The 22,564-nt window shown below is 52.3% G+C and carries 18 protein-coding genes; 1 reads left to right on the top strand and 17 read right to left on the bottom strand.

What is annotated here, in order from left to right; translation table 11 throughout:
- Nucleotides 1-4 precede the first annotated feature (4 nt).
- The 14 genes from EDM59_RS14000 to EDM59_RS31410 form a co-directional block, all read right to left on the bottom strand.
- Nucleotides 5-763, bottom strand: coding sequence for a beta-ketoacyl-ACP reductase (locus EDM59_RS14000; protein WP_122924171.1), 759 nt, complete (start codon nucleotides 761-763; stop codon nucleotides 5-7).
- A 16-nt stretch (nucleotides 764-779) separates the two neighbouring features.
- On the bottom strand, nucleotides 780-1,712 hold the full coding sequence (locus EDM59_RS13995) for an MBL fold metallo-hydrolase (RefSeq protein ID WP_122924170.1): 933 nt from the start codon (nucleotides 1,710-1,712) through the stop codon (nucleotides 780-782).
- Nucleotides 1,713-1,929: 217 nt separating this feature from the next.
- Entirely contained in the window at nucleotides 1,930-2,883 is a 954-nt protein-coding gene (locus tag EDM59_RS13990; protein WP_122924169.1) for an MBL fold metallo-hydrolase, read from the bottom strand.
- A 4-nt stretch (nucleotides 2,884-2,887) separates the two neighbouring features.
- Entirely contained in the window at nucleotides 2,888-3,862 is a 975-nt protein-coding gene (locus EDM59_RS13985) for an electron transfer flavoprotein subunit alpha/FixB family protein (RefSeq protein ID WP_092266309.1), read from the bottom strand.
- 16 nt (nucleotides 3,863-3,878) lie between these two features.
- Nucleotides 3,879-4,646: an electron transfer flavoprotein subunit beta/FixA family protein gene (locus tag EDM59_RS13980; protein ID WP_122924168.1), complete on the bottom strand. Its 768-nt coding sequence runs from the start codon at nucleotides 4,644-4,646 to the stop codon at nucleotides 3,879-3,881.
- A 160-nt stretch (nucleotides 4,647-4,806) separates the two neighbouring features.
- Nucleotides 4,807-6,486 (bottom strand): sigma-54 interaction domain-containing protein, encoded by a 1,680-nt coding sequence (locus tag EDM59_RS13975; protein WP_122924167.1) that lies wholly within the window; start codon nucleotides 6,484-6,486, stop codon nucleotides 4,807-4,809.
- A 501-nt stretch (nucleotides 6,487-6,987) separates the two neighbouring features.
- Nucleotides 6,988-9,054: a (Fe-S)-binding protein gene (locus tag EDM59_RS13970; RefSeq protein ID WP_122924166.1), complete on the bottom strand. Its 2,067-nt coding sequence runs from the start codon at nucleotides 9,052-9,054 to the stop codon at nucleotides 6,988-6,990.
- A gap of 146 nt (nucleotides 9,055-9,200) precedes the next feature.
- Nucleotides 9,201-10,145, bottom strand: a complete 945-nt coding sequence (locus tag EDM59_RS13965) for a DUF1177 domain-containing protein (protein WP_122924165.1) — start codon at nucleotides 10,143-10,145, stop codon at nucleotides 9,201-9,203.
- A gap of 34 nt (nucleotides 10,146-10,179) precedes the next feature.
- Nucleotides 10,180-11,241, bottom strand: coding sequence for an S-methyl thiohydantoin desulfurase family protein (locus EDM59_RS13960; RefSeq protein ID WP_122924164.1), 1,062 nt, complete (start codon nucleotides 11,239-11,241; stop codon nucleotides 10,180-10,182).
- 29 nt (nucleotides 11,242-11,270) lie between these two features.
- Nucleotides 11,271-12,872: an OPT/YSL family transporter gene (locus tag EDM59_RS13955; protein ID WP_122924163.1), complete on the bottom strand. Its 1,602-nt coding sequence runs from the start codon at nucleotides 12,870-12,872 to the stop codon at nucleotides 11,271-11,273.
- A 363-nt stretch (nucleotides 12,873-13,235) separates the two neighbouring features.
- Nucleotides 13,236-14,798, bottom strand: coding sequence for a PucR family transcriptional regulator (locus tag EDM59_RS13950; RefSeq protein WP_122924162.1), 1,563 nt, complete (start codon nucleotides 14,796-14,798; stop codon nucleotides 13,236-13,238).
- A 128-nt stretch (nucleotides 14,799-14,926) separates the two neighbouring features.
- Nucleotides 14,927-16,369, bottom strand: a complete 1,443-nt coding sequence (locus tag EDM59_RS13945; RefSeq protein ID WP_246011046.1) for a YfcC family protein — start codon at nucleotides 16,367-16,369, stop codon at nucleotides 14,927-14,929.
- A 2-nt stretch (nucleotides 16,370-16,371) separates the two neighbouring features.
- Nucleotides 16,372-17,622 carry a M20 family metallopeptidase gene (locus EDM59_RS13940; protein ID WP_246011044.1) on the bottom strand — a complete coding sequence of 417 codons (1,251 nt, stop codon included), beginning with the start codon at nucleotides 17,620-17,622 and terminating at the stop codon, nucleotides 16,372-16,374.
- 46 nt (nucleotides 17,623-17,668) lie between these two features.
- On the bottom strand, nucleotides 17,669-17,917 hold the full coding sequence (locus EDM59_RS31410) for a hypothetical protein (RefSeq protein ID WP_122924161.1): 249 nt from the start codon (nucleotides 17,915-17,917) through the stop codon (nucleotides 17,669-17,671).
- Nucleotides 17,918-18,055: 138 nt separating this feature from the next.
- On the opposite strand from EDM59_RS31410, the gene EDM59_RS13930 reads away from it, so the two are divergent.
- A complete protein-coding gene (locus EDM59_RS13930; RefSeq protein WP_122924160.1) occupies nucleotides 18,056-18,319 on the top strand; it encodes a hypothetical protein in 264 nt (87 codons plus the stop codon).
- Between the two features lie 106 nt (nucleotides 18,320-18,425).
- Here the strand turns inward: EDM59_RS13930 and EDM59_RS13925 are convergent, their stop codons facing one another.
- The 3 genes from EDM59_RS13925 to EDM59_RS13915 form a co-directional block, all read right to left on the bottom strand.
- Nucleotides 18,426-19,322, bottom strand: a complete 897-nt coding sequence (locus tag EDM59_RS13925) for a LysR family transcriptional regulator (RefSeq protein WP_122924159.1) — start codon at nucleotides 19,320-19,322, stop codon at nucleotides 18,426-18,428.
- Nucleotides 19,323-19,349: 27 nt separating this feature from the next.
- On the bottom strand, nucleotides 19,350-20,282 hold the full coding sequence (locus EDM59_RS13920) for a 3-hydroxyacyl-CoA dehydrogenase family protein (protein WP_122924158.1): 933 nt from the start codon (nucleotides 20,280-20,282) through the stop codon (nucleotides 19,350-19,352).
- A gap of 729 nt (nucleotides 20,283-21,011) precedes the next feature.
- Entirely contained in the window at nucleotides 21,012-22,442 is a 1,431-nt protein-coding gene (locus EDM59_RS13915) for a SpoVR family protein (RefSeq protein WP_122924157.1), read from the bottom strand.
- Nucleotides 22,443-22,564 lie beyond the last annotated feature (122 nt).

Genomic DNA, 22,564 nt, shown 5'->3' with positions numbered 1-22,564 from the left:
TTAATTAGCGGCTGCCGCCGTTGATATAAATGACTTGACCAGACACATAGCTCGCATCGTCACTCACCAGATACGCCACCAGATTTGCTACGTCCTCCGGCTGGCCCACACGCCGCAACGGGATTCGCTGCGAAGCCAGGCGTTGATTTTCTTCAAAATCAGCCCCTACCCGCTCTGCTGTCTGGCGTGTCATGTCCGTCGCAATGAAGCCAGGAGCAACGGCATTGACGTTGATGTTGAATGGGCCAAGCTCGATGGCCAGTGTCTTCGTAAAGCCCTGCAAGCCTGCTTTCGCTGCGGAATAGTTGGCCTGCCCGCGATTGCCCAATGCAGAAGTGCTGCTCGTATTGACGATTTTTCCGTAGCGCTGCTCAACCATGTACTTTTGCGCCGCGCGACTGCACAGAAAGCTCCCCTTTAGATGGACGTTCATGACCGTATCCCAGTCGTCATCGCTCATTTTGAAGAGCAGATTATCCCGCAGCACGCCTGCATTGTTCACCAGGATGTCGAGTCTGCCAAACTTGGCGGCCACTTTGGCAAAGGCTTCATCTACATCTTTCGAGTCTGCCACGTTGCAGCCGATGGCGATCGCTTCACCGCCCGCTTCCTGGATTGACTGCACGGTTTCCAGGCAGGCTTCCTCTTTCAGATCGATTACCCCCACCTTTGCACCGTCTTTCGCCAGTCTTTGTGCCGTCGCCGCTCCAATGCCGCGACCAGCCCCCGTCACCACCGCTACCCTGCCTGTCAACTGCCCCATTCCCAAGCCTCCTTTTCTAAATCGCCCGATAGTGGGCCACCTTGCCAACCATCTGAACGGCAGCTCGAGCCTGCTCCTCCAGCAGGTCCAAATGCCCCTGAATTTCCGATAGCCCTAAAAAGATCGATCTTCCCTGTAAGAATGGAAAAAGTGCGTGGCTCAACTCATAAACCGAATGTGGATTCTCTCTCAAATGCTCGTAGATCCGCTCGCAGCGCTCCATTTGTTCGGTAAAACGCTTGTCAATCACACGCCGATGCCCGCAATAAGCGGTACCATGACCCGGATAAATGGTCCGAAACGACAAATCGTAGGTTTTCCGTAACGACTCGCGCAGCTGGATGAGTGGCTTTTCTCTCTCTTCCTGCTCTTGATCGGGCGGGGTAATGAAAGCGTTTGCGGAAATGTGTTCCAGCAGGTAGTCACCGACGAATGCGTCCCCCGTCCTTTCATTCCACAAACAAATGTCGCTCTGACTATGTCCCGGCACATACAGTACTTTCAGCTCTGTTCCACCGGCCATTACCGTATCGCCATCTTTTACGTACCGAACGTGCCTCCACTCTTTCGGGCGATAGGGCTGCCTGCGCTGAAAAATATCTGCGGCACCACACCGCGCAATGAACGAGTCAAAAAATGATTCCGACTGCTCGTGAACAGCTTTGCCGTAAGCCAGCTGTCTTCTTGCCTGCTCGTGGACGTAAATCGGAATGTCTACGTGCCTCTGGATGTCTGCCACGCCGCCACAGTGATCGTCGTGCATATGGGTCACAATGATTTGCTGCAAGTCGTGAAGGGAAAGCCCATGCTTGGCTAAGCCTGCTTGCAGCTGCTCCAATGACGCTTGCCCAGGTATCCCGCTATCGATCAGGGTAACGGGGTCACCTGCCAGCACGTAAACGTTCACGTCTCCTTCCATGTAGGTCGTTTCGATTTCAATTTGGATCACCTCAGAGATTAGCCGACCCTCCCCTCTCTGTATCTATCTGAATGTTCACACTCTTTATCTTTAGCAACAACCGTGCCAGTGAAGAGCAAGCTGGAATCCCTCCTGCTCTTCCACCCTGTCAGCCTCCGCTGTACCCTGCCAAGTCAAATTTGATTTGCTCCCCGTCTTTTAGGTGCGTTCATCGTAAGCCACAACTGAGTAACTTATTTTTGACTCATTAATTCATTTTTGTTTCACTGCCCGCCTTTGCCGCTCCTACGAAGGCGGGACGCGTAAATTGGTCCACATGCTCCGGATTCAGCTTGTGAGCCATGGCGTACTCCAGAAAGTAATCACCCAACGGCTCTCCCTTGCGAATCATTCGCTTCAAATGCTTGGCGATTCCCATTTGCTCATTACGTACGATAAAGGCTGCTTGCCCATGGTCCTTGCGAAAATAGATCACGTCCTGCAGGATCAGCTCTGCCGGCGAGCAGCCTTTTTTGATCGCCTGCTTGATCCGCTCCTCGCGACGCTCGATAATCTCCAGGTACTGCTCCAGCTTCCTCGGATACTCCTCCCGCAATACCATGCCCTTCTGGTGGGAGGTGAGAAAGTATTTCGCGTCTACCTCCAAGGTCATGCGAGCAGAAGCAATGAACTGATCGATGTCGCTGTCAGGGCCAAAATACCAAGGCCCGAAGCTGGTCAAATCAATATCGCCGATCATCAGAATGCCATGCTCCGGGATATAGGGGCAGCAAAAGCCCTCGCTGTGCCCGGGTGCATGGAGCATGATGACGGTCGTTCCTGACATGCTGATCTCCTGCTCATAAGGATAGATCAGTTGGGGGGTTCCGACTGCTTTTCTGGCATCCGTGCCGCCGCTTGCCCCAGTCTTCCTCATTTCCGCAAACTGCAGGAGCCTTGTGTAGTCATACGGATTGATCAGGATTTGCGTCTGATCAAACAAAGGCGTCCCGCTCGTATGGTCAGGATGAAAGTGTGTCAAAAAGATTTGCCGGATCGACTGCTGCTGCAAATAGGCGAAAACGGAAGGGCCGCCGCCGCAATCGATCAGTGTGCTCTCCCCGCCACTCTTGTCGCGGATCAAAAGAGAGGTGGAGAATGGCGAACGGCTCTGACTCTCTCCGGGGATGATTTCCACGGGACCGATTTTTTCGTAATTCATGACGTTACCCCTGTGTCAGCAGCACGTTTTGAAATTCCGCCGTCAGAAGCGGTACCACCTCGAAGAGATCGCCCACAATCCCGTAGTCCGCCACCTGAAAAATCGGAGCTTCCGGATCTTTGTTGATCGCTACGATGCATTTGGAGTTCGACATTCCCGCCAAATGCTGAATCGCTCCAGAGATGCCGCAAGCAATGTACAGATCAGGGGTCACGACTTTTCCGGTCTGCCCGATCTGCATCGCATAGTGGCAGTATCCGGCATCGCAGGCACCGCGTGATGCGCCGACCGCGCCTCCAAGTACGTCAGCAAGCTCCTTTAATACGGCAAAGCCTTCTGCGCTTTTGACCCCGCGCCCGCCGGAAATGATGATCTTTGCTTCACTCAGATCGACGCCGCCCGCCGTTTTGCGCACAATCTCTTTGACAATCGTTCGGATATCCTTGATCTTTGGCTGGAAGGGAACGATCTGCGTCTGCACCGGGTTCTCCACCGGCTGAAAGTTGTTGGCACGCAAGGTCGCAAAGATGACCCCTTCCTGGAATCCCCGCTTCTGAAATGCTTTTCCCGCGTAGATGGGACGGTCAAAGGCAATGCTCCCCTCTCTGTCTTCCATCGCAGTGCAATCGGTGAGCAGACCTAGCCCCAAACGAGCCGCCACTCGAGGTGCGATCTCTTTTCCGATCGCGGTATGCCCCATCAGGATGACATCGGGAGAAATCGTTTGGACCAGCTGGAGCAGCGTTTGTACATAGGCATCAGGCGTGTAAACAGCGAGGGCATCATCCTCCGCCACATACAGCTTGCTGGGACCGTACTTGCTGATGGCTTCCACATGAGCAGCTCCGCCATTCCCGATGAGAGCGGCGACAACTTCCCCGCCCGCTGCCAGCTTCTGCGCCACCGTCAGCGCTTCAAATGAAACATTTCTCAGCTTTCCATCCTTTGTTTCCGCAAGCACCATGACTTTTTTTCCCATGGGTATTCCTCCTCTATTAGATGACTTTCGCTTCTTTGCGCAGCAGTTGGACCAGCTCGCTCACCTGCTGCCCGAAATCGCCGGCGAGGATCCGCCCCGCCTTTTTTTGCGGTGGATAAAATTGATCGAGCACGACTGTCCGTGCAGCCAGCTCTTCTTTGTTCACTCCCAAATCATCAAAAGTCAGGTACTCCAGCGGCTTTTTCTTCGCTTTCATAATGCCCGGCAAAGAGGGGTAACGCGGCTCGTTTAATCCTTGCTGTGCCGTTACCAGAAGGGGGAGTGGGACCTCGGCAATCTCGACGTCTCCTTCCACGTCGCGCTCGACGGTAGCTGTATCTTTCTCGATCACGAGCTTGGTCACCGCCGAAGCATGCGCGATCCCCAAGGTCTCTGCAACGCGCAGTGCCACCTGGCCTGCTCCCGAATCTACTGCCATATTGCCCCCGATCACCAAGTCAAAGGGGCGTGTCTGAATCGCAGCCGCGAGCAGCTGGGCTATCGTCCATTCGTCACATTCGAGGTCTTCCGGATCAATCCGTACGCCACGGTCAGCTCCCATCGCCAAGGCTGTGCGGATCGCATCCTCTGCCCGCTGCGGACCGACCGTGATCACTGTTACTTCACCGCCGACCTCTTCCCGCAGCTTGACAGCCTCTTCCACCGCGTACTCGTCATACGGGTTGATGATAAACTGCACGCCATCTTCACTGATTCTCCCATTCTGCAGGACGACTTTTTCTTCGGTATCAAATGTTTGCTTGAGCAGTACCAAGATGTTCATTTGTGTCCCTCCCCTTTTTCCAGCCTTTTCGAAATGATGGATACGTAGGTTTCATAAAGCACAAAGCGTGCCAAAAGAAAGAGTGTTCTCCCCGCAGCAGAGACAAAAAAAGACAGCCTCCTGTCCTACGGAGGCTGCCTGCATGCTTCTCGTTTTTTCCTTACAGCTTGTATTTTTTCAGCTTTCTGACGATCGTTGCCTGACTCGTTCCCAGCTCCTCCGCCATCTTGTAGGTGCTATGGAACTTTTGTACAGCGAGCGCTAGAATCTCCCGCTCAGCGATCTCGGCAGCTTCTTTTAGCGTCATCACTCGGTTGAGCTCACTGGTTACGGAATGGCTTCCTGCACATTCACACTCGGCATAGTCTACGGGCAAATCCTCGACCATGATAATGCTTGACGGCACAGTGAGGACCAGACGCTCGACCAGATTCGTCAGCTCGCGGACGTTTCCCGACCATTTGTAATGGTAAAAAAAGCGTTCCAGCTTATCATCGAATCGTTTCTCCGTGCTGTATTTTTGATTCATTTTTTCGAGCACAGAATTGGCGAGCGGCACGATATCTTCCTTTCGCTCTCGCAATGGCGGGATGGAAATAGGCAGCACGTTTAGCCGGAAGTATAGGTCTTCCCGAAACTTGCCCTCTGCCACCATCTGCTTCAAATCGCGGTTCGTCGCTGCTATCAAGCGCACGTCGACTTTTTTGGACTTTGTCGCACCTATGCGCTGAATTTCCCTTTCCTGCAGCACCCGCAGCAGCTTCACCTGAAGAGCGAGAGGCAGCTCACCGACTTCATCCAAAAATAGCATGCCATTGTCCGCCAGCTCAAACATGCCCGGCTTGCCCGTTTTGTTGGCCCCCGTAAAGGCACCTGCCTCGTAGCCAAACAGCTCCGACTCCAGCAAATCGTAAGGGATCGCACCGCAGTTTACTTTGATGAACTCTCCCTTTTGACTGCGCTTGGAGGAGGCGTAGAGATGCCGAGCCAGCACGTCCTTTCCGACACCCGTTTCACCTAAAATGAGAACGGTCGCATCGACATCTGCCACCCGCTCTGCCATATCGTAAATATCAATCATTTGCTTGCTTTCGATGACGACATCCGAGTCGATCAGCTTCAGCTTGCCTTTCAACAGGTCCAGCTCGCGGCGATACTGGCTGTTCAATTCAAAAGCCCGCTGCAGCTCGTTGTAGTAGTGATTGACCTCCGTCAGATCTCTCACGTTCGTGATGATCTTGTCAATTTCCCCGTTTTCTTTCAAAATCGGGATGCCTGTCGCGAATGCCTTCCTCTCCGATAACTGATACACGTAGTCGACTCGCTTTCTCTCCTCCAGCACTTTTAAGGTAATGGAGCGTTTCAGCGTCCCTTCCTTGACCAAGTCAGCGACATTGTGCCCCACAAAGCAGTGCTTGGGATAGCCGGTCATCTTTTCAATCGCGCTGTTGACCTTCAATGTCACACCTTTCTCGTCAGTGATGTATATCCCGTCATTGGAGCTTTCCATCACGGCTTCCAGCTGCGTTTCCAGATTGGCGACCTCTTGGCGCAGCTGCTGTACCGGTGTGGTATCCGCTACGATGTACAAGGTGAACGGCTGCTCTTCTACCAGGATGGAATGGTGCAGCAAAACATAGGGACGGTTATGTAAGGTAACGGAAACAAGAAAGGATTCTTCTGGCTTCCACTGATCAAACACGGTTTTCACATCCGCACCAACCGTATCTCCACCAGCAAGTCTGGCAAAAAGGAAATTGTAATGCTCGATACAGTCCTCTGCATTCGTAATCACCAAAGGAAAGGGTAGATACTCCAACCATTTTTGACAATGCTGCACTTTGGTTCCCTCCTGAGTTTCATGATCGAAAGCGTTTTCAGATCGACAGCTGACGAAAAGTCCACCAAGAAAAAAACACACGAATGAGCAATCCCGTGCGAGCTTCCCTTGCTATTCAGTTTCCCTTAAATTGCCATTGTTTAAATAGTACAACATTTCTGAATACTTGTCTTGATCATTTTTGAATTTTTGATTCAACTTTGAATTACGGTCTTTTCCGTTCGCTTTAAAAATGGTGTCTGAGAGGCTGTGGTGGAGGGGAGGAAAAGGGAGAAAACGCTCCGTTAGTAGGGCCACTTGCTACGGGATCATTCCTGTTCGGCTCCATTTCAAAAGCGGACCCCGCATCCAAAGTGGTCGGCTCCCGGATGCCTGTTCAGAGGTGGACGCGAAAGGCAGGTTCCGCTTTTTCCACTCCGCCTGGGCTGTGTCCCTAATGCCCTCGCTTTTTTCAAACCAAAAACCCCTCACGGACGGTCCATCCCATCCGTGAGAGGCTTGTTAACCTGCGATCAGCGATTTTTCTACGATTTCTGCGATATCCAGCGCTTTTACTTGTTCCTCGGCTTCCTTTGCCTTGATTCCGTCGCCTAGCATGGTCAGGCAGTAGGGGCAATTGCTGCCGATCGTCGTTGGGCCAAGCTGGAGTGCTTGTTCGGTTCGCTCTACGTTGACGCGTTTTCCCTGCGTTTCCTCCATCCACATCATGCCGCCGCCAGCGCCGCAGCACATCGCGTCCTGCCGGCTTCGCTTCATTTCCAGAATCGAGACGCCAGGGACGGACGCCAGGATTTGCCTTGGGATGTCGTAAATGTCGTTGTAGCGGCCAATGTAGCAGGAGTCGTGATAGGCGACGGCTTCTTTCACCTCATTGGTTGGGACGATGCGCCCTTCCTGTATCAGCTTCCAGATCAGCTCGGTATGGTGGTACACCTCTGCTTCCAGACCAAATTCAGGGTACTCATTTTTAAACGTATTGTAGGTGTGCGGGCAGATCGTCACGATCTTCTTCACGTCGTGAGCCTGGAATGTCGCGATGTTTTCCTGACAGAGCTGCTGGAACAAAAATTCATTGCCCATACGCCTTGCCGTATCTCCAGAGTTGCGCTCTTCGTTGCCCAGGATGGCAAATTTGACGCCTGCTACATTCATGATTTTAGCGAAGGCTTGCGCGATCTTCTGGCTTCGGTTGTCAAAGGAGCCCATCGAGCCGACAAAGAAGAGATATTCGAACTCATCTGTTTCCTTCACAGTCGGGATAGAGAGATCCTCCCTTCCCTCCCGCCACTTGATTCTCTCCTTGCGATTGATTCCCCACGGGTTGCTTTGGCGCTCGATGTTTTGGAAATAGCGGGTCGCCTCGTGTGGCATGCTGCCTTCGGTCAGTACGAGAAAGCGGCGCATATCAATGATTTTCTCTACATGCTCATTCGCTACCGGACACTGATCCTCGCAGTTGCGGCAAGTGGTACACGCCCACAGCTCTTCCTCTGTGATCACATCGCCGATCAGCTGCTTCGCCGTATGCTCCGCTGTGACGGCAACCTCATCCATACCCGGACCTGCAAGGACAGCTGCTGCGTTCGGCTGAAAAACAAATCGGGGCATCCATGCGGTGCGAGAGGTGATTGCCGCTCCCTTTTCAGTAAGGTGGTCGCGCATTTTGACGATCAAATCCATGGGAGACAGCGTCTTTCCTGTTCCTGATGCCGGACACATATGGGTGCAGCGTCCGCACTCCACGCAGGCGTACAGATCGATCAGCTGATTTTGCCGGAAATCCTCGATCTTCCCCGCCCCGTACTGCTCCAGCGTTTCATCCTCAAAATCGATGGTGGTTAGTTGCCCGACCGGCTTGGTATCTCGCAGCATCACATTGACTGGAGCGAACAGCAAGTGCGCGTGCTTGGACTGCGGTACATACACCAGAAACGAGAGCAGAGTCAGCAGATGAATCCACCAGAAGAGGTAAAACAACCCTCCCGCAGCCCCTTCGCTCAATCCGGCAAACAAGTATGCGATCACAGAGGAAAACGGCGCAAACCAGCTCGCTTCCTCCCCCACCCAGCGCTGCTCGGCGGCAAGACTCAGCAGAATCGAAGACATGAGTACTGTCAGAAAAATGATCACCAGCCCCGACTTCAGTCCCCGTTTCAGCCGCTTCAACTTTTCCACATACCGGCGATAAAAAGCGTAGATGACGGCAAGCAAAACGAGAACTGTGGTAACCTCCTGCAGCAGGCTGAAATATTTGTGAGCGCCGCCAATCGGATAGGCAAAGCCTTTGACGAACCCTTTGATGATTAACTCGAGTGCTCCCAGCTGCAAAATGATAAAGCCATAAAACATGATGACGTGCATGATTCCGCTTTTCTTGTCTTTTAACAGCTTCTTTTGCCCAAATACGTTCACGAGAACTTCCTGTAATCGCTGCCTCGTATCCTCTTTCAGATTCGATTTGCGGCCCAGTCTGATGAAAACGACTCGACTGTAAACCACTTGGGCAAACATGTACAAGGCAAGTCCCGTTACCACGATAAAAGCGAGTGCGTTCAGCAGATCCAACATCGGCATTCTTCCTTTCCTTGGTTGCTAGCTTTTCCTACTCAAAAAGGAATTGCAACACCCATGCCAATACTTGCAGCAAAAAAAAACCACCAAGCCAAAAAGCCTGGTGGTCCACAAAAGCTGCGTGGAGAAAATCGATCTGCCTGTTATTCGCCTGCTACGTTCCCCATCGTTTGAAGCCTTTTCATCGAGCCATAGCGGCTGAGAATATGGGCGTATTCGGCTTCGTCATAAAAAGTAGTGACGCCGTTCGTAAACTCTTTCGCGACTTCCACCGCGAATTTGACAGCAAGCGCGATATCGGATTCATGACTGGCACCCGTACCGCAGCCTGGAACCGCTGTCTGCGCCGTAATGGCGACCCCGACTACCGGAGCATCGGTAGCAACGGCAGGCTGCAGGATGCTGTTGATGTGGAACAGGTCATTTCCGTATGGCGTAATGTCCTGCATCGTAATTGGGAAAGTGACCGGGAGCTGACCTGTTGTCATTTCCATGATGCGGAGCAAATCCTCGCTGATGCGCAGGATGTAGCCTTCCTTGACTGTCGGGGAGATCGCGATCCCTTTGTGGTTGATGATGCGATTTCCTTTTGTCGTATCGATCGAGAGGATCGCTTCCATCTCTGGAATGACCTCGTAGCGGTTCATGGTCAAAATATCGACAGGCGAACCCATGAAATCGACGGGTTCATGCGGCTGTGTCGGTGCATTCGGGCAAATATGCGTGCTGATGATGACATCCCCTGCGAGGACGTCCCCTTTTGTTTGCATATCCGCCAGCTTCAAAGCAGAAGCAATCGCGGCAATCGCTCCATCCGCATCCGATACCATGCCGATCCGGCTAGGACGTGCTCCGATTCCGCCCAATCTTCCGATGATCCCGAAGGTTGGTGCAGTACCGCCCGTCGATTTTCCGTTTTTACCCGGGATGACGATCTTCACGAAATCGGTGCTGCCTTCTTCTCCTGTAACGGTTTGGACGCTAACCGTCACCTCTTGATAAGGGGCAAAAATCTCCTTGATCGTCTCCCCGCTGACATGCGCACTATCCAGCGCCTCAAAGACGGTGATTGTTTGTTTCCAAGACATGCACGTTACCTCCTTGTTGTCGCTCTCGTTGTTCTTACGCAAAGATGTAGGAAAGAATCTGTTTGTTGACGGCACCTTCGACGGAAGCCATCAGCTCGCGGTTTCGCATCGTCGCACCTAATATCAGATTTTCTTTTGGCACGTGGATGATCGCGAGCTTTTGACCTTTCTCCACCGCGGCGGAGACAACCGGTTTGGCCGTCTCGGCATCCAGCGTCATGATGAGATCCGGGAATGTACCGAGGCGCTCTCCGTTCACTTCGAGCGTCATGTACTCGTTCCAGAACGTCATCTCATGGCCGTTGACCACCACTCGACCCACGTCAAAGCCGCCAGCGGTATTCAAGTCGAATTCATCTACCACCCCTGCTGTGACGACACGTCCGCCGAGCTTCTGGCAAACCGCATCGATGGCGGCTTCCCCTTTTGCCCCGAGCAGTGCTTCCCCTACCTCAATCGCTTGCTGGATCGCTCCAGGCGCACCGTTGGCCCGAGCGTATGCGGCTGTCACCGGATTGCGGGCAACGACAACCAGTCCACCTGCTTCTACGGAAAGCTTGCGAACCAGACCAGCTGCCTGGTGCAAGCGGCCACTTACGCATACCTCGTGATAGCGCTCATCCTTACCACCTACAGCGGCTTGATGGGAAATGAAGCCTTCCAGCTCGTGCAGATTCATCGCACCCATCAGACCGGTAGGATGGGCACGACCATTGCACGGGGAGTCGATCACAGGAAGTCCGGTCACCGCTGCCTGGAACCAGCCGTTTACCGTCGTTCCTGCCCCGTTTTCATTGGTGATGATCCCTTTGATCGGCTGACCGATTGTCTTTTCCAACAGCTGCAGGGCACGAACGTAATGCATCGGTTTGGTGTATTGATCCGTGGCGGCAGGTGCCCCCACCAGTGCAACCGTCGCCAGCAGATCTTCATCGTTCATTTCATCTGCCGTGAACAGCTGCGGTGCTCCTACTTCCAATGCGAGACGTCCTGATTCCAGTCCATCCTCCAGCCATCCGCCTCCGCCTCCGCCAAGTACGCATCCGCCGTATACAGCTGCTTCCATCATGGAAGTCGTTAAGGTCACTTTCGCCATTTCGTTTCTCCTCCATCTCCTGATGCTTTTTATTTTTTGGCAAATTTCACAACAGAACTAAAGAAGCTGTAGATCGCATCCCCGGCGATAAATCCAGCCGCGAGAATGCTGAGCGTGCTTTCTGCTTCTTTGCCTTTCAGCTTCAGCACGATCATGCGAATCAAAATACCGCCCAGTACCGCCCAGCCTGCGTTTGGATTGAGGATCAAAAGGCCAGTTGCAAACATAACCCCAACCTGACGACTGGACCCGCCAACCAGCTGCAGGATCGCGCCAGGAATCGCCCACATCAAGAGCTGCTTCGCTACCTCTGGGGATGTACCCGCTTCAATCGTGCTGGCGTACACTTTATCTACCGGCGGGATGAGCCCTTGGGAGAAAAAGCTGTTGTACGAGAATGCTACAGTGATCAGCGCCACACCAAATGCGATCAGACCCGCGATGTACTGCTGCTTGCGGCCTTCCAGCTCAGCATGTGCATCTGCACCCTGTCCACGCAGGATGTAACCGGTTTTCAGGTCGTAGCCCATGTCTGCAAAAGCAGGACCTGTGGCAGCACTAAAGCCGACCAAAAGCGCCAACGCCACTGGCGGGAATCCGATCATCATCCCGATGATCAGCGTGATCAACGCAATCGCAAACGCTGGGAACCAACCGGAGTGCATCGCGGCGATCCCGACGATCAATTCGTGAACATACGCAGCAAAAGCAGCAAAGAGCAAGAACCCGATCAGCATGCCAAACGACATGTCTGTCATCAAACCGCCCAGCAAAGCGACGATCAAAGCGACAACCAGGTAAGCGATAAATCCGAGTCCCAATGTCCGGGAGGTTTGTTTGTCCCCTACGGTATAGGTCACTTCTTCCACACCAGCAGAGGTTGTAACCGGTTTCTTTTTCCGGAAAATAATAAACGCCACTTGGAACAAGGCAACGATACCAGCCCCGATCATGAAGCCGTGCGGGACGTACATCGTGTTTACATCGACATTGAAAAGCGGTACAGAGTACTGACGGAGCAAAAGCCCGATCCCAAACATCGCGAGCGCCCAGATGTTTCCGATAAACGCTACCCCGAATGCCGACATCGAAATGCCGAAATAAGAACCAAGCAAACCAACGACAGTACCTACTCCCAAAAGCGCCCCGCGTTTTCCACCTTTATCACCGGCGATGATCGCTTCGGCTGTTGCCACACCAGGAGCCCATGTGCCAGATGCCGGGAACACTTTGGAATCAAAGAGCTTGTACAGCAAAGCCGTATCTACAAACATCGCAAGACCTGCCCCGATCAGCATGGGAACGATCAGCTCGGGCTTGCCCATCGCAAACGGAATCCCGATTGGTATCAGCAAGCTGTTTGCCGCACCGAATGTCGCAGACGAGATCGACGTTTGCACCAGGTTTTGCCGGTGGATCGATCTGTATTTTGAAAAGATCTCCATCGGAATCCGGGCGATCAGCATCGCAGCCAGCGCACCAATGATCGAGGTACTTGGCGTTACCCCCAGCGATGTAATCAACTGCATCCCAATAATTGCCCCAAATACGGACAAACCAACGTTCAATAGCAGTGAAAACGGCTCAAAAACAGAGGGATGTTTTTCTCTAGGTGCTTTATCCTTGGCCATGTTCCTACCCCCTTGTAAAATGATCTGTATGATTGCACATATCCCGTTAAACGCTCTTCCTTACTACTGTTTCTTCCTTTTGCAGATGGGATACGTTCGCGCAAAAGGTCTTGAAAGGCTGTGCTGCTGCGAGGGAACCAGTGAAACGATTAACTTGAGATTCTCACTCCTTTCCAATGGATTGTTGTTCATTTGGCTGATCGCCACCAAATAGCGAAAGCCTTCGTTTTTCCTATACTTTCAACCTTTATCAAACTTTCTGAAAGTATAACAAAAATGGGCCGCTTTCCCCTATGGGAAGCGACCCAAAAGATGACCCCCATTTTTGGGCGTCATCACAAAACACTGATTGTACGAATGCTTTTACTTCATCTGATTGGCATGAATATCCTTCGTCTTCCATACCCGCATGGCAACATCTAGGCGAAAGCGCACCTCCGGATCGTTCAGGTCATTCTGGATGATCTCGTTTACCCGATCCAGTCGATACAGGACGGAATTGCGATGGATGAACAGCTCCTCTGCTACCCGCTTTGTATTTCCGCCCAAACGCAGAAACGCATGCAGCGTAGCCAGAAGCTCTGTGCCATACTCCTTGTCATACGCCACAATCGGCTCGATCAGCATCGAAGTCAGAGCGGTCAGCACAGGATGTCCGGCAGCATCCAGGAGCAAATCCTCCACTAGCACCTCGTGAAAGTGAACGATCTTCTGCTTGGGCTGCGTGTGCAAGCTGATCGCCATAGCTTTATGCGCTTCCTGCCGACTCATCGGAACATCGGACAGCAGCTCACGAATCCCACCGATCCCAATCGTCAGCTGCGTACTTGGAGATATCTCCTCTGCCGGGGCCATCAGCTCACGCAGCAGCTGTTCGGCTTCCGCCCGCTGCTTCTCCGCCGAGTCATGAACGGTCGCACACAAAATGATCAGGGAATCACTGATGACAACCGCTTTTCGCGTGTACACGCCAGGCTTGTTTACCCGCTGAACCAGCAGGTTGTTCATCCGGGTCAAGGTCTCATCTCTGCCCTGTTTGTCTGCTGCTGAACGGTTTTGCAGCACCATACAATAGAAAAATTTGCCGAGTGGAATACCGAGCTGCTGGGCACGATAGCGCAGCAGATCCTCTTGATGGGAGGAGCCGGAAAACAGCTCCACCAAAAAAGACTCCTGCTCCCGCTCACGCTGCATCTGCTGCGACTGGCGAATCGTAAACTCGATAGCGAGCACGGTAACCGCGTGATCGAGGCACATCTCTTCGAAGTGCTCCTGCTCCCCGAGCTTACGGGAAATGGCCAAATACCACATAACTCTGCTGCCCACCTGCACCGGCCGCTTTTCTACATAATCTACGCCGCCAAACCGTGTCGTGCTGCTCTCTACTTCGCCTGCCTCGTTTATGACCGCTGCCTCACATCCCAGCAAATGCCCGATCAGAACCACCAGCTCCGTCGTTCGGCGATTCAGCACCAGGTTTGTAAACTGCTGATTGATCTCGCGTACCTCTCGCAGCAAGAACGCCTGCCGTCCGAGAATATGGTCAATCACCGTGTGGGTCATATCGATAAACGTCGTCTCGAGGGGAATGTCAAACAGCGGAATCCCGTACAAATTGCTTTTGTCCAGCGCCTCCTGCGGCACCTCGTGAATGAATCGCTTCGTTTTGATCCCGATCGCCGTACCGCCTGCCCGATGCATTTCGTCCAACAGTCTGCAGAGGAGGGTCGGCTCATGGCGAAACGAGTATCCGGTCGTCAAAATCAGCTCATTGGGCCGCAGAAAGCCCGTCAGCGTCGGCGTTTCCATGCAGTCGATATAATAAATTTCCTTGGAAATGCCGCTCTCGCCAGCCATGATCTTCGCCTCTTTAAACAAAGGCAGCTGAAAGAGACGTTCTACGGTAAAGGGCTTGTTGTTTTCCATGCAATCACCTCGTCGCGCTCCATCCTCTCCGTATGCTACCACATTTGTCCATCGAATAGAAAAAAGACCTGCACGCAGGTCTCTCTCTTTTCTTTCTTCCCTATATAGACGTTGCGGGCACACTGAACTTAATAGGCGATTGCGTGACCGATCAGAACAAACACCGCACCCGTGATGACCCACATCAGCATCAGCGGCCACATGAATCGGAACCATTGCTGATAGGTGATGCCAGACACTGCCAAGCTTCCCATCAAGGCTGAGGATGTCGGCAAAATCATGTTGGTAAAGCCATCTCCCATCTGGAAGGCGAGCACGGAGGTTTGACGCGTCACACCGAGCAGGTCCGCGAGCGGCACCATGATCGGCATCGTCGTTGCAGCTAGTCCCGTACCCGATGTAATAAACACGTTCATCACGGTCTGGAAGAAATACATCCCCAGTACCTGGATCGAGCCATGCAAATGACCAACGGCATCAGACAAGCCAAACACAATCGTATCGATGACATTCCCCTGCTCCAGCACGATCAGGATCGAACGCGCAATCCCGATGATGAATGCCCCGTACGTAATCGCGCTTGCCCCTTTTACGAACTCGCTGGCGATGCGGCTCGGACCAAACTTCGCGCAAAAGCCTGAAACAATCCCCATCGTGAGGAACAGAGCCGAAAGCTCCTCCATCCACCAATCCTTTTTCGATACGCCCCAAATCAACAGCGCAAAGCTGGCGACGATCGTGATCACGGTTAAGATGTGCTTCGCCTCCAGCGCTGGAAGGGAATGCAGATCGAGCTTTTTCTCTGTCGTCGATTCCTCGAGATTGCGAACGATGCTGGCCTGCGGTGTCTTTTTCACTTTGCGTGCGTAGCGAATGATGTACCAGCTCGTGATGGCCAAAAGCGTGAGCAGCAAAATCGCCCGCAGCCACATCCCTGAAAACATCGGAACTTCTGCAATCACCTGTGCCAATCCTACGTTAAACGGATTCAGCAGTCCCGCCGTAAAGCCAACGGATGCGCCTAGTGAAACCATCGCCGTTCCCGTCAAGGCGTCATAACCGAGGGAACGGGCAATCGCGATTCCCAGTGGAACGAACACCATGACCTCGGAGGACATGCCCATCGTAAAGCCGCCGACGGAGAACAGCCCCAAAAATACCGGAATGATCAAGATTCCACGCTTGGAAAACGTCTTGGCGACCCGGCTGGTCACCGCTTCGATGGTGCCCGTTGCCGTGATGACCTGAAAAGCTCCACCAATAATGAAGATAAAGAAAACAATATCACTGGAATCAATGAGTCCTTTTACAATCGCTTTGGGTACCTCGAGCAGACTGACTGGGTCCCCCTCCACTGCATGATAGGAGTTGGGCACAACCAGCGTTTTTCCCGAGGTCGGATCCTTGGCACGCTCGAACTCCCCGGACGGCACCATGTACGTGAGTGCCGCCGCGAGCAGAGTGAGGATGACCAGAAGAACGAAAGTATGGGGCATTTTGATATATTTTCGCCAGGATGACGTTGGCTGGCTGGAATTGGGCATGGCTGGCTGTGGCGAATGTGCGCTCATCCTTATGCCTCCTCTGCTTGTTTATTCTTTTTCCAATTCTCGAACTCTTCACGAACGCTTCGCAAAAGAGCTGGGTCCGTGCAAAGATCATACGTGGTCATAGCTAAGGCTTTGGCCGCTTGGTTCATTCCAACCAAACCTGCCTCCGATGCAGTCGCTACGGTAAACGCCGGTGTGTGCGTACCCGCCTCCGTAATTTTGATGTAAGGATGGATGGTTGCCGTCACTTGGCCGACATTTCCGATATCCGACGAGCCGATCCCGCCTTTTTTCGGAGGATCACTCACTTCGATGCCCATTGCCTCCAAGTTTTCCGCGAATAAACCCGCGAGCGCATGATTGTTGTTGCGTTCGGCGTAGACCAGACCTTCCTTGATTTCAGCTCTCGCCCCTACCGCTTCCGCTGAGTGATGAACCGTCTTGTACACCTTTTCGGTCAGCTCGCGCAGCTCCCGCACATTGGCCGCCCGAAGGATGAATTTGGCTTCGCAGTACTCCGGCACTACATTTGGAGCATCTCCGCCTTTTGTAATAATGCCATGAATTCGCACATCATCCTTGCAAAATTGACGTAGGGAATTAATGGCAACGAAGGTATGAATCAGCGCGTCCAATGCACTGATGCCTTTTTCCGGGGCGGAAGAGGCATGCGCCTGTTTGCCGTAAAAGCTGAAGGTCGCATCTACACAGGCCAAGGCTCCGCGCAGGACCATCGTCTTTTTATGCGGGTGACACATCATGGCCGCATCAACTTCATCAAATAGTCCCTGCTCACACATGATGATTTTGCCTCCGCCGTCTTCCTCGGCAGGTGTCCCCATCACGATAATGCGGCCCGGCAGCTCGGGAAAAGCCTGCTTCAATGCCAATGCCGCTCCGACCGCCGACGTCCCGATCAGATTGTGGCCGCAGGCATGCCCGATTTCTGGAAGCGCATCATACTCTGCCAGCAGCGCAATCGTCGGTCCTCCTGGCTTTCCTTCCCATGTTGCGCGGAAAGCGGTTTCAAGTCCGGCTACGCCTCTTTCTACTTCAAAACCTGCTGCAACCAACGGCTCTGTCAGCCACTGAGATGCTTTATGCTCAAAAAAACTGAGCTCAGGGTTTGCGTGAATCGTCAAGGCGATCTCGCGCAGCTGGGAATCCAGCTCATCGACGGCTTGTACAATCCGTTGCTTGTTCTCCAAAATCTGTCCCATATCCTGATCTTGCCCTCCAATCTCTCTCATAGACATTTCAAAAAATTTAATCACCTTCCGTACGCCCTCATTGTACGACCCAGCTTTCTATAAGTAAAATCTAAAAAACTTTACCCCTAACTATAATTTTCTTTATAACATCTCGAAAAAAAGACAAAAAAAAGAGACCATCATCACTTTGAAAGGATAACGACCTCTTGTGCTTTTGCTGGTTCCATTTTTCTGCTTTCGTTTTGGTCTTGCGCTGTCTCATATCCGCCAAGGCGAAAATGCTCCGGTTCAGCTCCGGGTTGCGTTTGCCTTCGCGCGCCAGCTTTTCCCTCGCTTTTTTGGCACTGCTTTTTGCCATATCAATCACTCCTTTGTATGACTATGATAATCCTGTTCCAGACAGGATGCAACGAATTTGGGGGATTTGCCAGTATCACTTGTCCATTCCTTTTTTCCGCATGCGAATAAGCTGTAGAGAAACGGCAGGTGATTAAGGATGAAAAAAATAACGGTAACCAGGACCGAAAATCAAGTCTATTCCACTCGTGTCCTTCGCTCGGAATTTGATAGCAAGTGGCGCGTCTTCATCACTGGCAGCGGCTACGTGATGTACATCGCGACGGCGAATCGCGCCAAGGTTGTCGTCTTGCTTGCCAACGGGTCCAGCAAGCTTTTGACCTTTCCCAAAGGCGGGAGAGTGTTGGTCGGCGGCGGGGGTACGAGCCACTATAGTAAACCACATGTCGCAACAGATCTGTAGTTGATTCATGGTAAACTTGCTTTTGTTTTCCCCTCCCTCTGGAGCTCTCCAGGGGGATTTTTTATGAAAAGGAAAAGCCCGGATGAAACCGGGCCTTGTCGTATACTCACCGCAGTTCATACTGCTTTAGAAATGCCACAAATCGATGGACGACAGTGAACTGCATGGTTGCCTCGCGATACAGCATCCACGTACGCCGTGTGATCGGCTGTCCGTCCAGCATGGTCAAATCTACGGTGTAAAGCTCTTCATTCGGCCGTATAAAAACACGCGGGATAATCGTATAGCCCAATCCGAATTTCGCCATTTCCTTGCAGGTCTCATAGCTATCCACCTGCATGGTAATGGTCGGAGGCTCTGTATAACGCTCATGCCACCATTGATCGATCGCGTGCTTAAGCGAAAAGGACATTTGGTCCCCCAGCTTCACTGCCAGCTTGGGTGCCCGATAGTTAATCCGAGGCAAGGAAGGCAGCTCGTCCAGATTCAGCTCTTCCGTTGATACGAGGCAAATATTCTCTTCCTGAATCAAATGCTTCTGATCCAGCCATTGAAAATCCCCGCGGATGATGCCTACCTGAATCTCCTCTTGGAGCAGCATGTCATAGATTTCAGAGCTGAAGCCCGTGTCGACATGAATTTGGACCTTGGGATACAGCTCCAGAAACTTTTTGATAATCAAAGGAAGCTCGTACTGTCCAAAGTAGATGGACGCCCCGATCCGCAGCGTTCCCTGTACCTCCTGCTGCATATTCACGATATGATCTCGCGTATCCCGCAGCTCAGCCAGCATTTTCGCTGCATACGTCGCCAAGTATTCGCCTTCTGGTGTGAACCGAATCCCTTTGCCGTGCTTCACTATCAGCGAGACACCGAACCGTTTTTCCAGCTGCTGCAGTCGATAGGTCAGGGCAGGCTGCGTCATGTACATGCGCTCCGCTGCTCTGGTCAAGCTTTTCTCTCTGCTCAAGGCTTGCAGCAAGAGCCAATCCTTTTCATCCATGCGATCCCCTGCCTCACTATCTTCCCTTTATCCGCGCTTCATTTTTGCCAGTCGAATAAATTGCTCGTCTCTTTGCTTCCATTTTTCCTCGACGGACGTATCCGCATACGAGTAAATGCCAGAGCCTGTTTTCGTCCCCAGCTCCCCTTTTTCCACCAGCTCATCGATGAGCTCAGGAGCCTTCTGGGATGCATTCAGCTCAGGAGCCAAATTGTCAATCACGCGCTTCCATGTATCGAGTCCACCGAAATCAGCCGTCTCGATCGGACCGACAAACGCCCAGCGGAATCCGATTCCGTCCTTCATCACCGTATCGATCTCGCGCGCGTCCGCGACTCCTTCTTTCAATAGAGAAAAGGCTTCGCGCATCAGAGCTGCCTGCAGGCGGTTGGCGATAAAGCCGGGAACATCCTTTTTCAGCAACACCGGAGACTTCCCGATTTCCGCCATGAGCTCCATGATCCGTGCTACAACCGCATCCGACGTACTTTCATGCCGGACGATTTCCACGAGGGGAACGAGCTGTGCCGGGTTGAAAAAATGCGTGATGATGATCCGCTGCGGTGTTTTCGCTTTTTCGATCAGTCGCGCAATCGAGAAAGTGGAGGTGTTGGATGCAATGATAGCATCTTCTTTTGCAAATTGCTCCAATTTCTCGAACAAATCCCACTTCATTTCAATGACTTCCGGGATCGCTTCCGTGATGACGTCAGCTTTCGCTACAGCCGTCTGCAAATCCGTGGTCAGTACGATCCGCTCCAGTGCGTCCTTCTTGGCTTGCTCTGCAATGACCTGCTCTTTAACCAGCAAGCTCAGGCTGTTTTCCACACTCCGCTTGGCTTTGATCAAAAATGATTCCTGTAAGTCGTATAGGAAGACGGTGTAACCAGCCAGCGCATATTCCTGTGCGATACCATGTCCCATTACACCCGATCCGATGACTGCTACCTGCTTTGCCATGTGAAATTCCTCCCAAGATGCAAATAGTAAACGCTTTCTTTTCGACGCATACAAAAGAACTGTCCCGTTCCCTTATGCTTTAGACACTGTCCTTTTCACACTACCCCTTTATAGATACAAAAGCGTTACAAAAGCTCTTCTCTTCCTACTGAAATCTGCGTTCACGGCGCTTATATGGACTTGCTAGTAAATTTCTGCTTTTGAGAGGGGGCTGGCAGCTCCTCCCGCTCTCCCTGTTGGGCATCCGCCTTTACACAGAGCAAGACTTTTTCCTGAAATGCCCACAGCATCGCTTATACACGAATATACCACAACTTGTTTTTTGACTTCGAACCGCTTGTTCTTCCACCTGTTTTTGCTAGAAAAATCCGCACTCTCGCTCAATCGTGGTCCAGATCGATGTGACAAACGTACATGACTGGTATGCCCTTGCGTTGAGCAGCAAATCAGGCTGCTGGAATGTCAGTCAATCCGGGCAGCTCCACGCTTGACCCGAGCAAAATATGCCGTAGAGGTTGTCCCCTGCACATTCACGAATGCCGATTGGCAATTCGTGTGGCTGCCTGGATAAGAAAAGCCTGTTCAAGGGGGAGCGACCGCGTTGTCATGTTCTCCGGATTTCGCAATCGTAAACACTTATCCATTCCTATGCGTTAAAAAAGACTTCTTCCCCCGATGCAAGGCTGGGGGAGGAAGTCTTTTTGCTGTTCCTTCTCGACTCACTGATCTTTACAAAAACCGGCGATGCACCTTTTTGCCATCGTACGTAAACAAGACCTGCCGATCCTCGATGACCGTTTCCAAATGCACGTTTTTCCCCCAGAGGGTATAGACGTGCGGCAATGTTTTCTCGACGTACTTCACATCCAGCTCCAGACCCTCAAAGTGATGCTTCAATAACAACTCGCCTGCGCGCAAATAGTCGCCATCGTGCACCATCACGTAAGGGAACCCTCCGTTGACCCGGGTGCCTGCCAGACCGTCTCGCACCTGCTCCCATTGTTTATCCGTTACGATCCAGTCATTCCCCTGCTTGCCGAACATGTACAAATCCAGATCGCTCACCAAATCCTTGGTCATGAAGTTGCTGATGAAGCTGATATCCGACTCCAGCTCGCGCACTTCAAAAATCTTGGAGCGTCCTTCACCTGGCTTGCGGCCAAACCGCTCCTGCTCTTCCTTCGTCGGCTTATCCCAGCGTCTTTCGATATCCTCGAAAATTTTGAGCCCGAGATGGTACGGATTAATGCTCGTTGTCGAAGGCTGAATAACCGAAGAGTGCAGCTTCGCAAAATCGATCGTCTCTGCCTCCGTCAGCTCCATCTCCCGCAAAATGCGCATGTGCCAGAAGGTAGCCCAGCCTTCGTTCATGATCTTCGTCTCCATCTGCGGCCAGAAGTACAGCATTTCATCGCGGACAATGGTCAAGACATCACGCTGCCAATCCTCCAGGACACTGCTGTACTCCATGATGAACAGCAGCAAATCCTTTTCCGGAGACGGTGGGAATTTGCGGACAGGCTTTACCGGTTCGGTCTCCGTCTTCTCTTGCCGGTCCAGACCCCATAGGTCATCGTATGAAGAATGGCGGTCTGCCTTTCCTTTCTTTGCAGACTTTGCAGCCTCCTCCGGCTCGCGTTTCCAGCGCAGCTTGGGTCGCATCAGGCTCGGGTCGATATGCTCCTGAATCGCCAGGCTCGCATCGAGCAGATCCTCCACGGCTTCCTTGCCGTATTCGATTTCGTACTGACGGATGCGCTCCGAGCTGGCAGCCATGCTCTCCACCATGTCTCGGTTCGTGTTGGAGAAGCGCATGTTGTTCTTGAAAAAATCGCAGTGTGCCAAGACGTGCGCTACGATCAGCTTGTTCTGGATCAGCGAGTTGCCATCCAGCAAGAAGGCGTAGCACGGATTGGAGTTGATCACCAGTTCATAGATTTTGCTCAAATTGAGATCGTACGACAGCTTCATGCGATAAAAGGATTTTCCGAAGCTCCAGTGCGAGAACCGCGTCGGCATTCCGTAGGCTCCAAACGTATAAATAATATCCGCCGGGCAGATTTCGTAGCGCATCGGATAAAAATCGAGACCAAACCCCTTGGCAATTTCGGTAATTTCATCAATCGACCGCTCTAGCTCTTTGCGTTCTTCGTTGGTCACAGTCTTTCCCCTCCCATTTGCCAAAGCCTATTTTATATATATGGAGAAAGATGACAAAAGAAGCCAGCATTCGGAGAAAAGAGAGGCTGACTTACACATTTTTATTAGAAAACTTGACTCCG

This window comes from Brevibacillus nitrificans, assembly GCF_003710965.1.
Classification (GTDB): domain Bacteria; phylum Bacillota; class Bacilli; order Brevibacillales; family Brevibacillaceae; genus Brevibacillus; species Brevibacillus centrosporus.
Note: the sequence above shows the minus strand (reverse complement) of the source record. Positions and strands in the feature narration are given on the sequence as shown.

Coding starts and splice junctions, on each gene's coding strand:
- EDM59_RS14000 (WP_122924171.1), bottom strand. CDS start 763: ATGGGGCAGTTGACAGGCAGGGTAGCGGTGGTGACGGGGGCTGGTCGC.
- EDM59_RS13990 (WP_122924169.1), bottom strand. CDS start 2,883: ATGAATTACGAAAAAATCGGTCCCGTGGAAATCATCCCCGGAGAGAGT.
- EDM59_RS13985 (WP_092266309.1), bottom strand. CDS start 3,862: ATGGGAAAAAAAGTCATGGTGCTTGCGGAAACAAAGGATGGAAAGCTG.
- EDM59_RS13980 (WP_122924168.1), bottom strand. CDS start 4,646: ATGAACATCTTGGTACTGCTCAAGCAAACATTTGATACCGAAGAAAAA.
- EDM59_RS13970 (WP_122924166.1), bottom strand. CDS start 9,054: ATGTTGGATCTGCTGAACGCACTCGCTTTTATCGTGGTAACGGGACTT.
- EDM59_RS13965 (WP_122924165.1), bottom strand. CDS start 10,145: ATGTCTTGGAAACAAACAATCACCGTCTTTGAGGCGCTGGATAGTGCG.
- EDM59_RS13960 (WP_122924164.1), bottom strand. CDS start 11,241: ATGGCGAAAGTGACCTTAACGACTTCCATGATGGAAGCAGCTGTATAC.
- EDM59_RS13955 (WP_122924163.1), bottom strand. CDS start 12,872: ATGGCCAAGGATAAAGCACCTAGAGAAAAACATCCCTCTGTTTTTGAG.
- EDM59_RS13950 (WP_122924162.1), bottom strand. CDS start 14,798: ATGGAAAACAACAAGCCCTTTACCGTAGAACGTCTCTTTCAGCTGCCT.
- EDM59_RS13945 (WP_246011046.1), bottom strand. CDS start 16,369: ATGAGCGCACATTCGCCACAGCCAGCCATGCCCAATTCCAGCCAGCCA.
- EDM59_RS31410 (WP_122924161.1), bottom strand. CDS start 17,917: ATGGCAAAAAGCAGTGCCAAAAAAGCGAGGGAAAAGCTGGCGCGCGAA.
- EDM59_RS13930 (WP_122924160.1), top strand. CDS start 18,056: ATGAAAAAAATAACGGTAACCAGGACCGAAAATCAAGTCTATTCCACT.
- EDM59_RS13925 (WP_122924159.1), bottom strand. CDS start 19,322: ATGGATGAAAAGGATTGGCTCTTGCTGCAAGCCTTGAGCAGAGAGAAA.
- EDM59_RS13920 (WP_122924158.1), bottom strand. CDS start 20,282: ATGGCAAAGCAGGTAGCAGTCATCGGATCGGGTGTAATGGGACATGGT.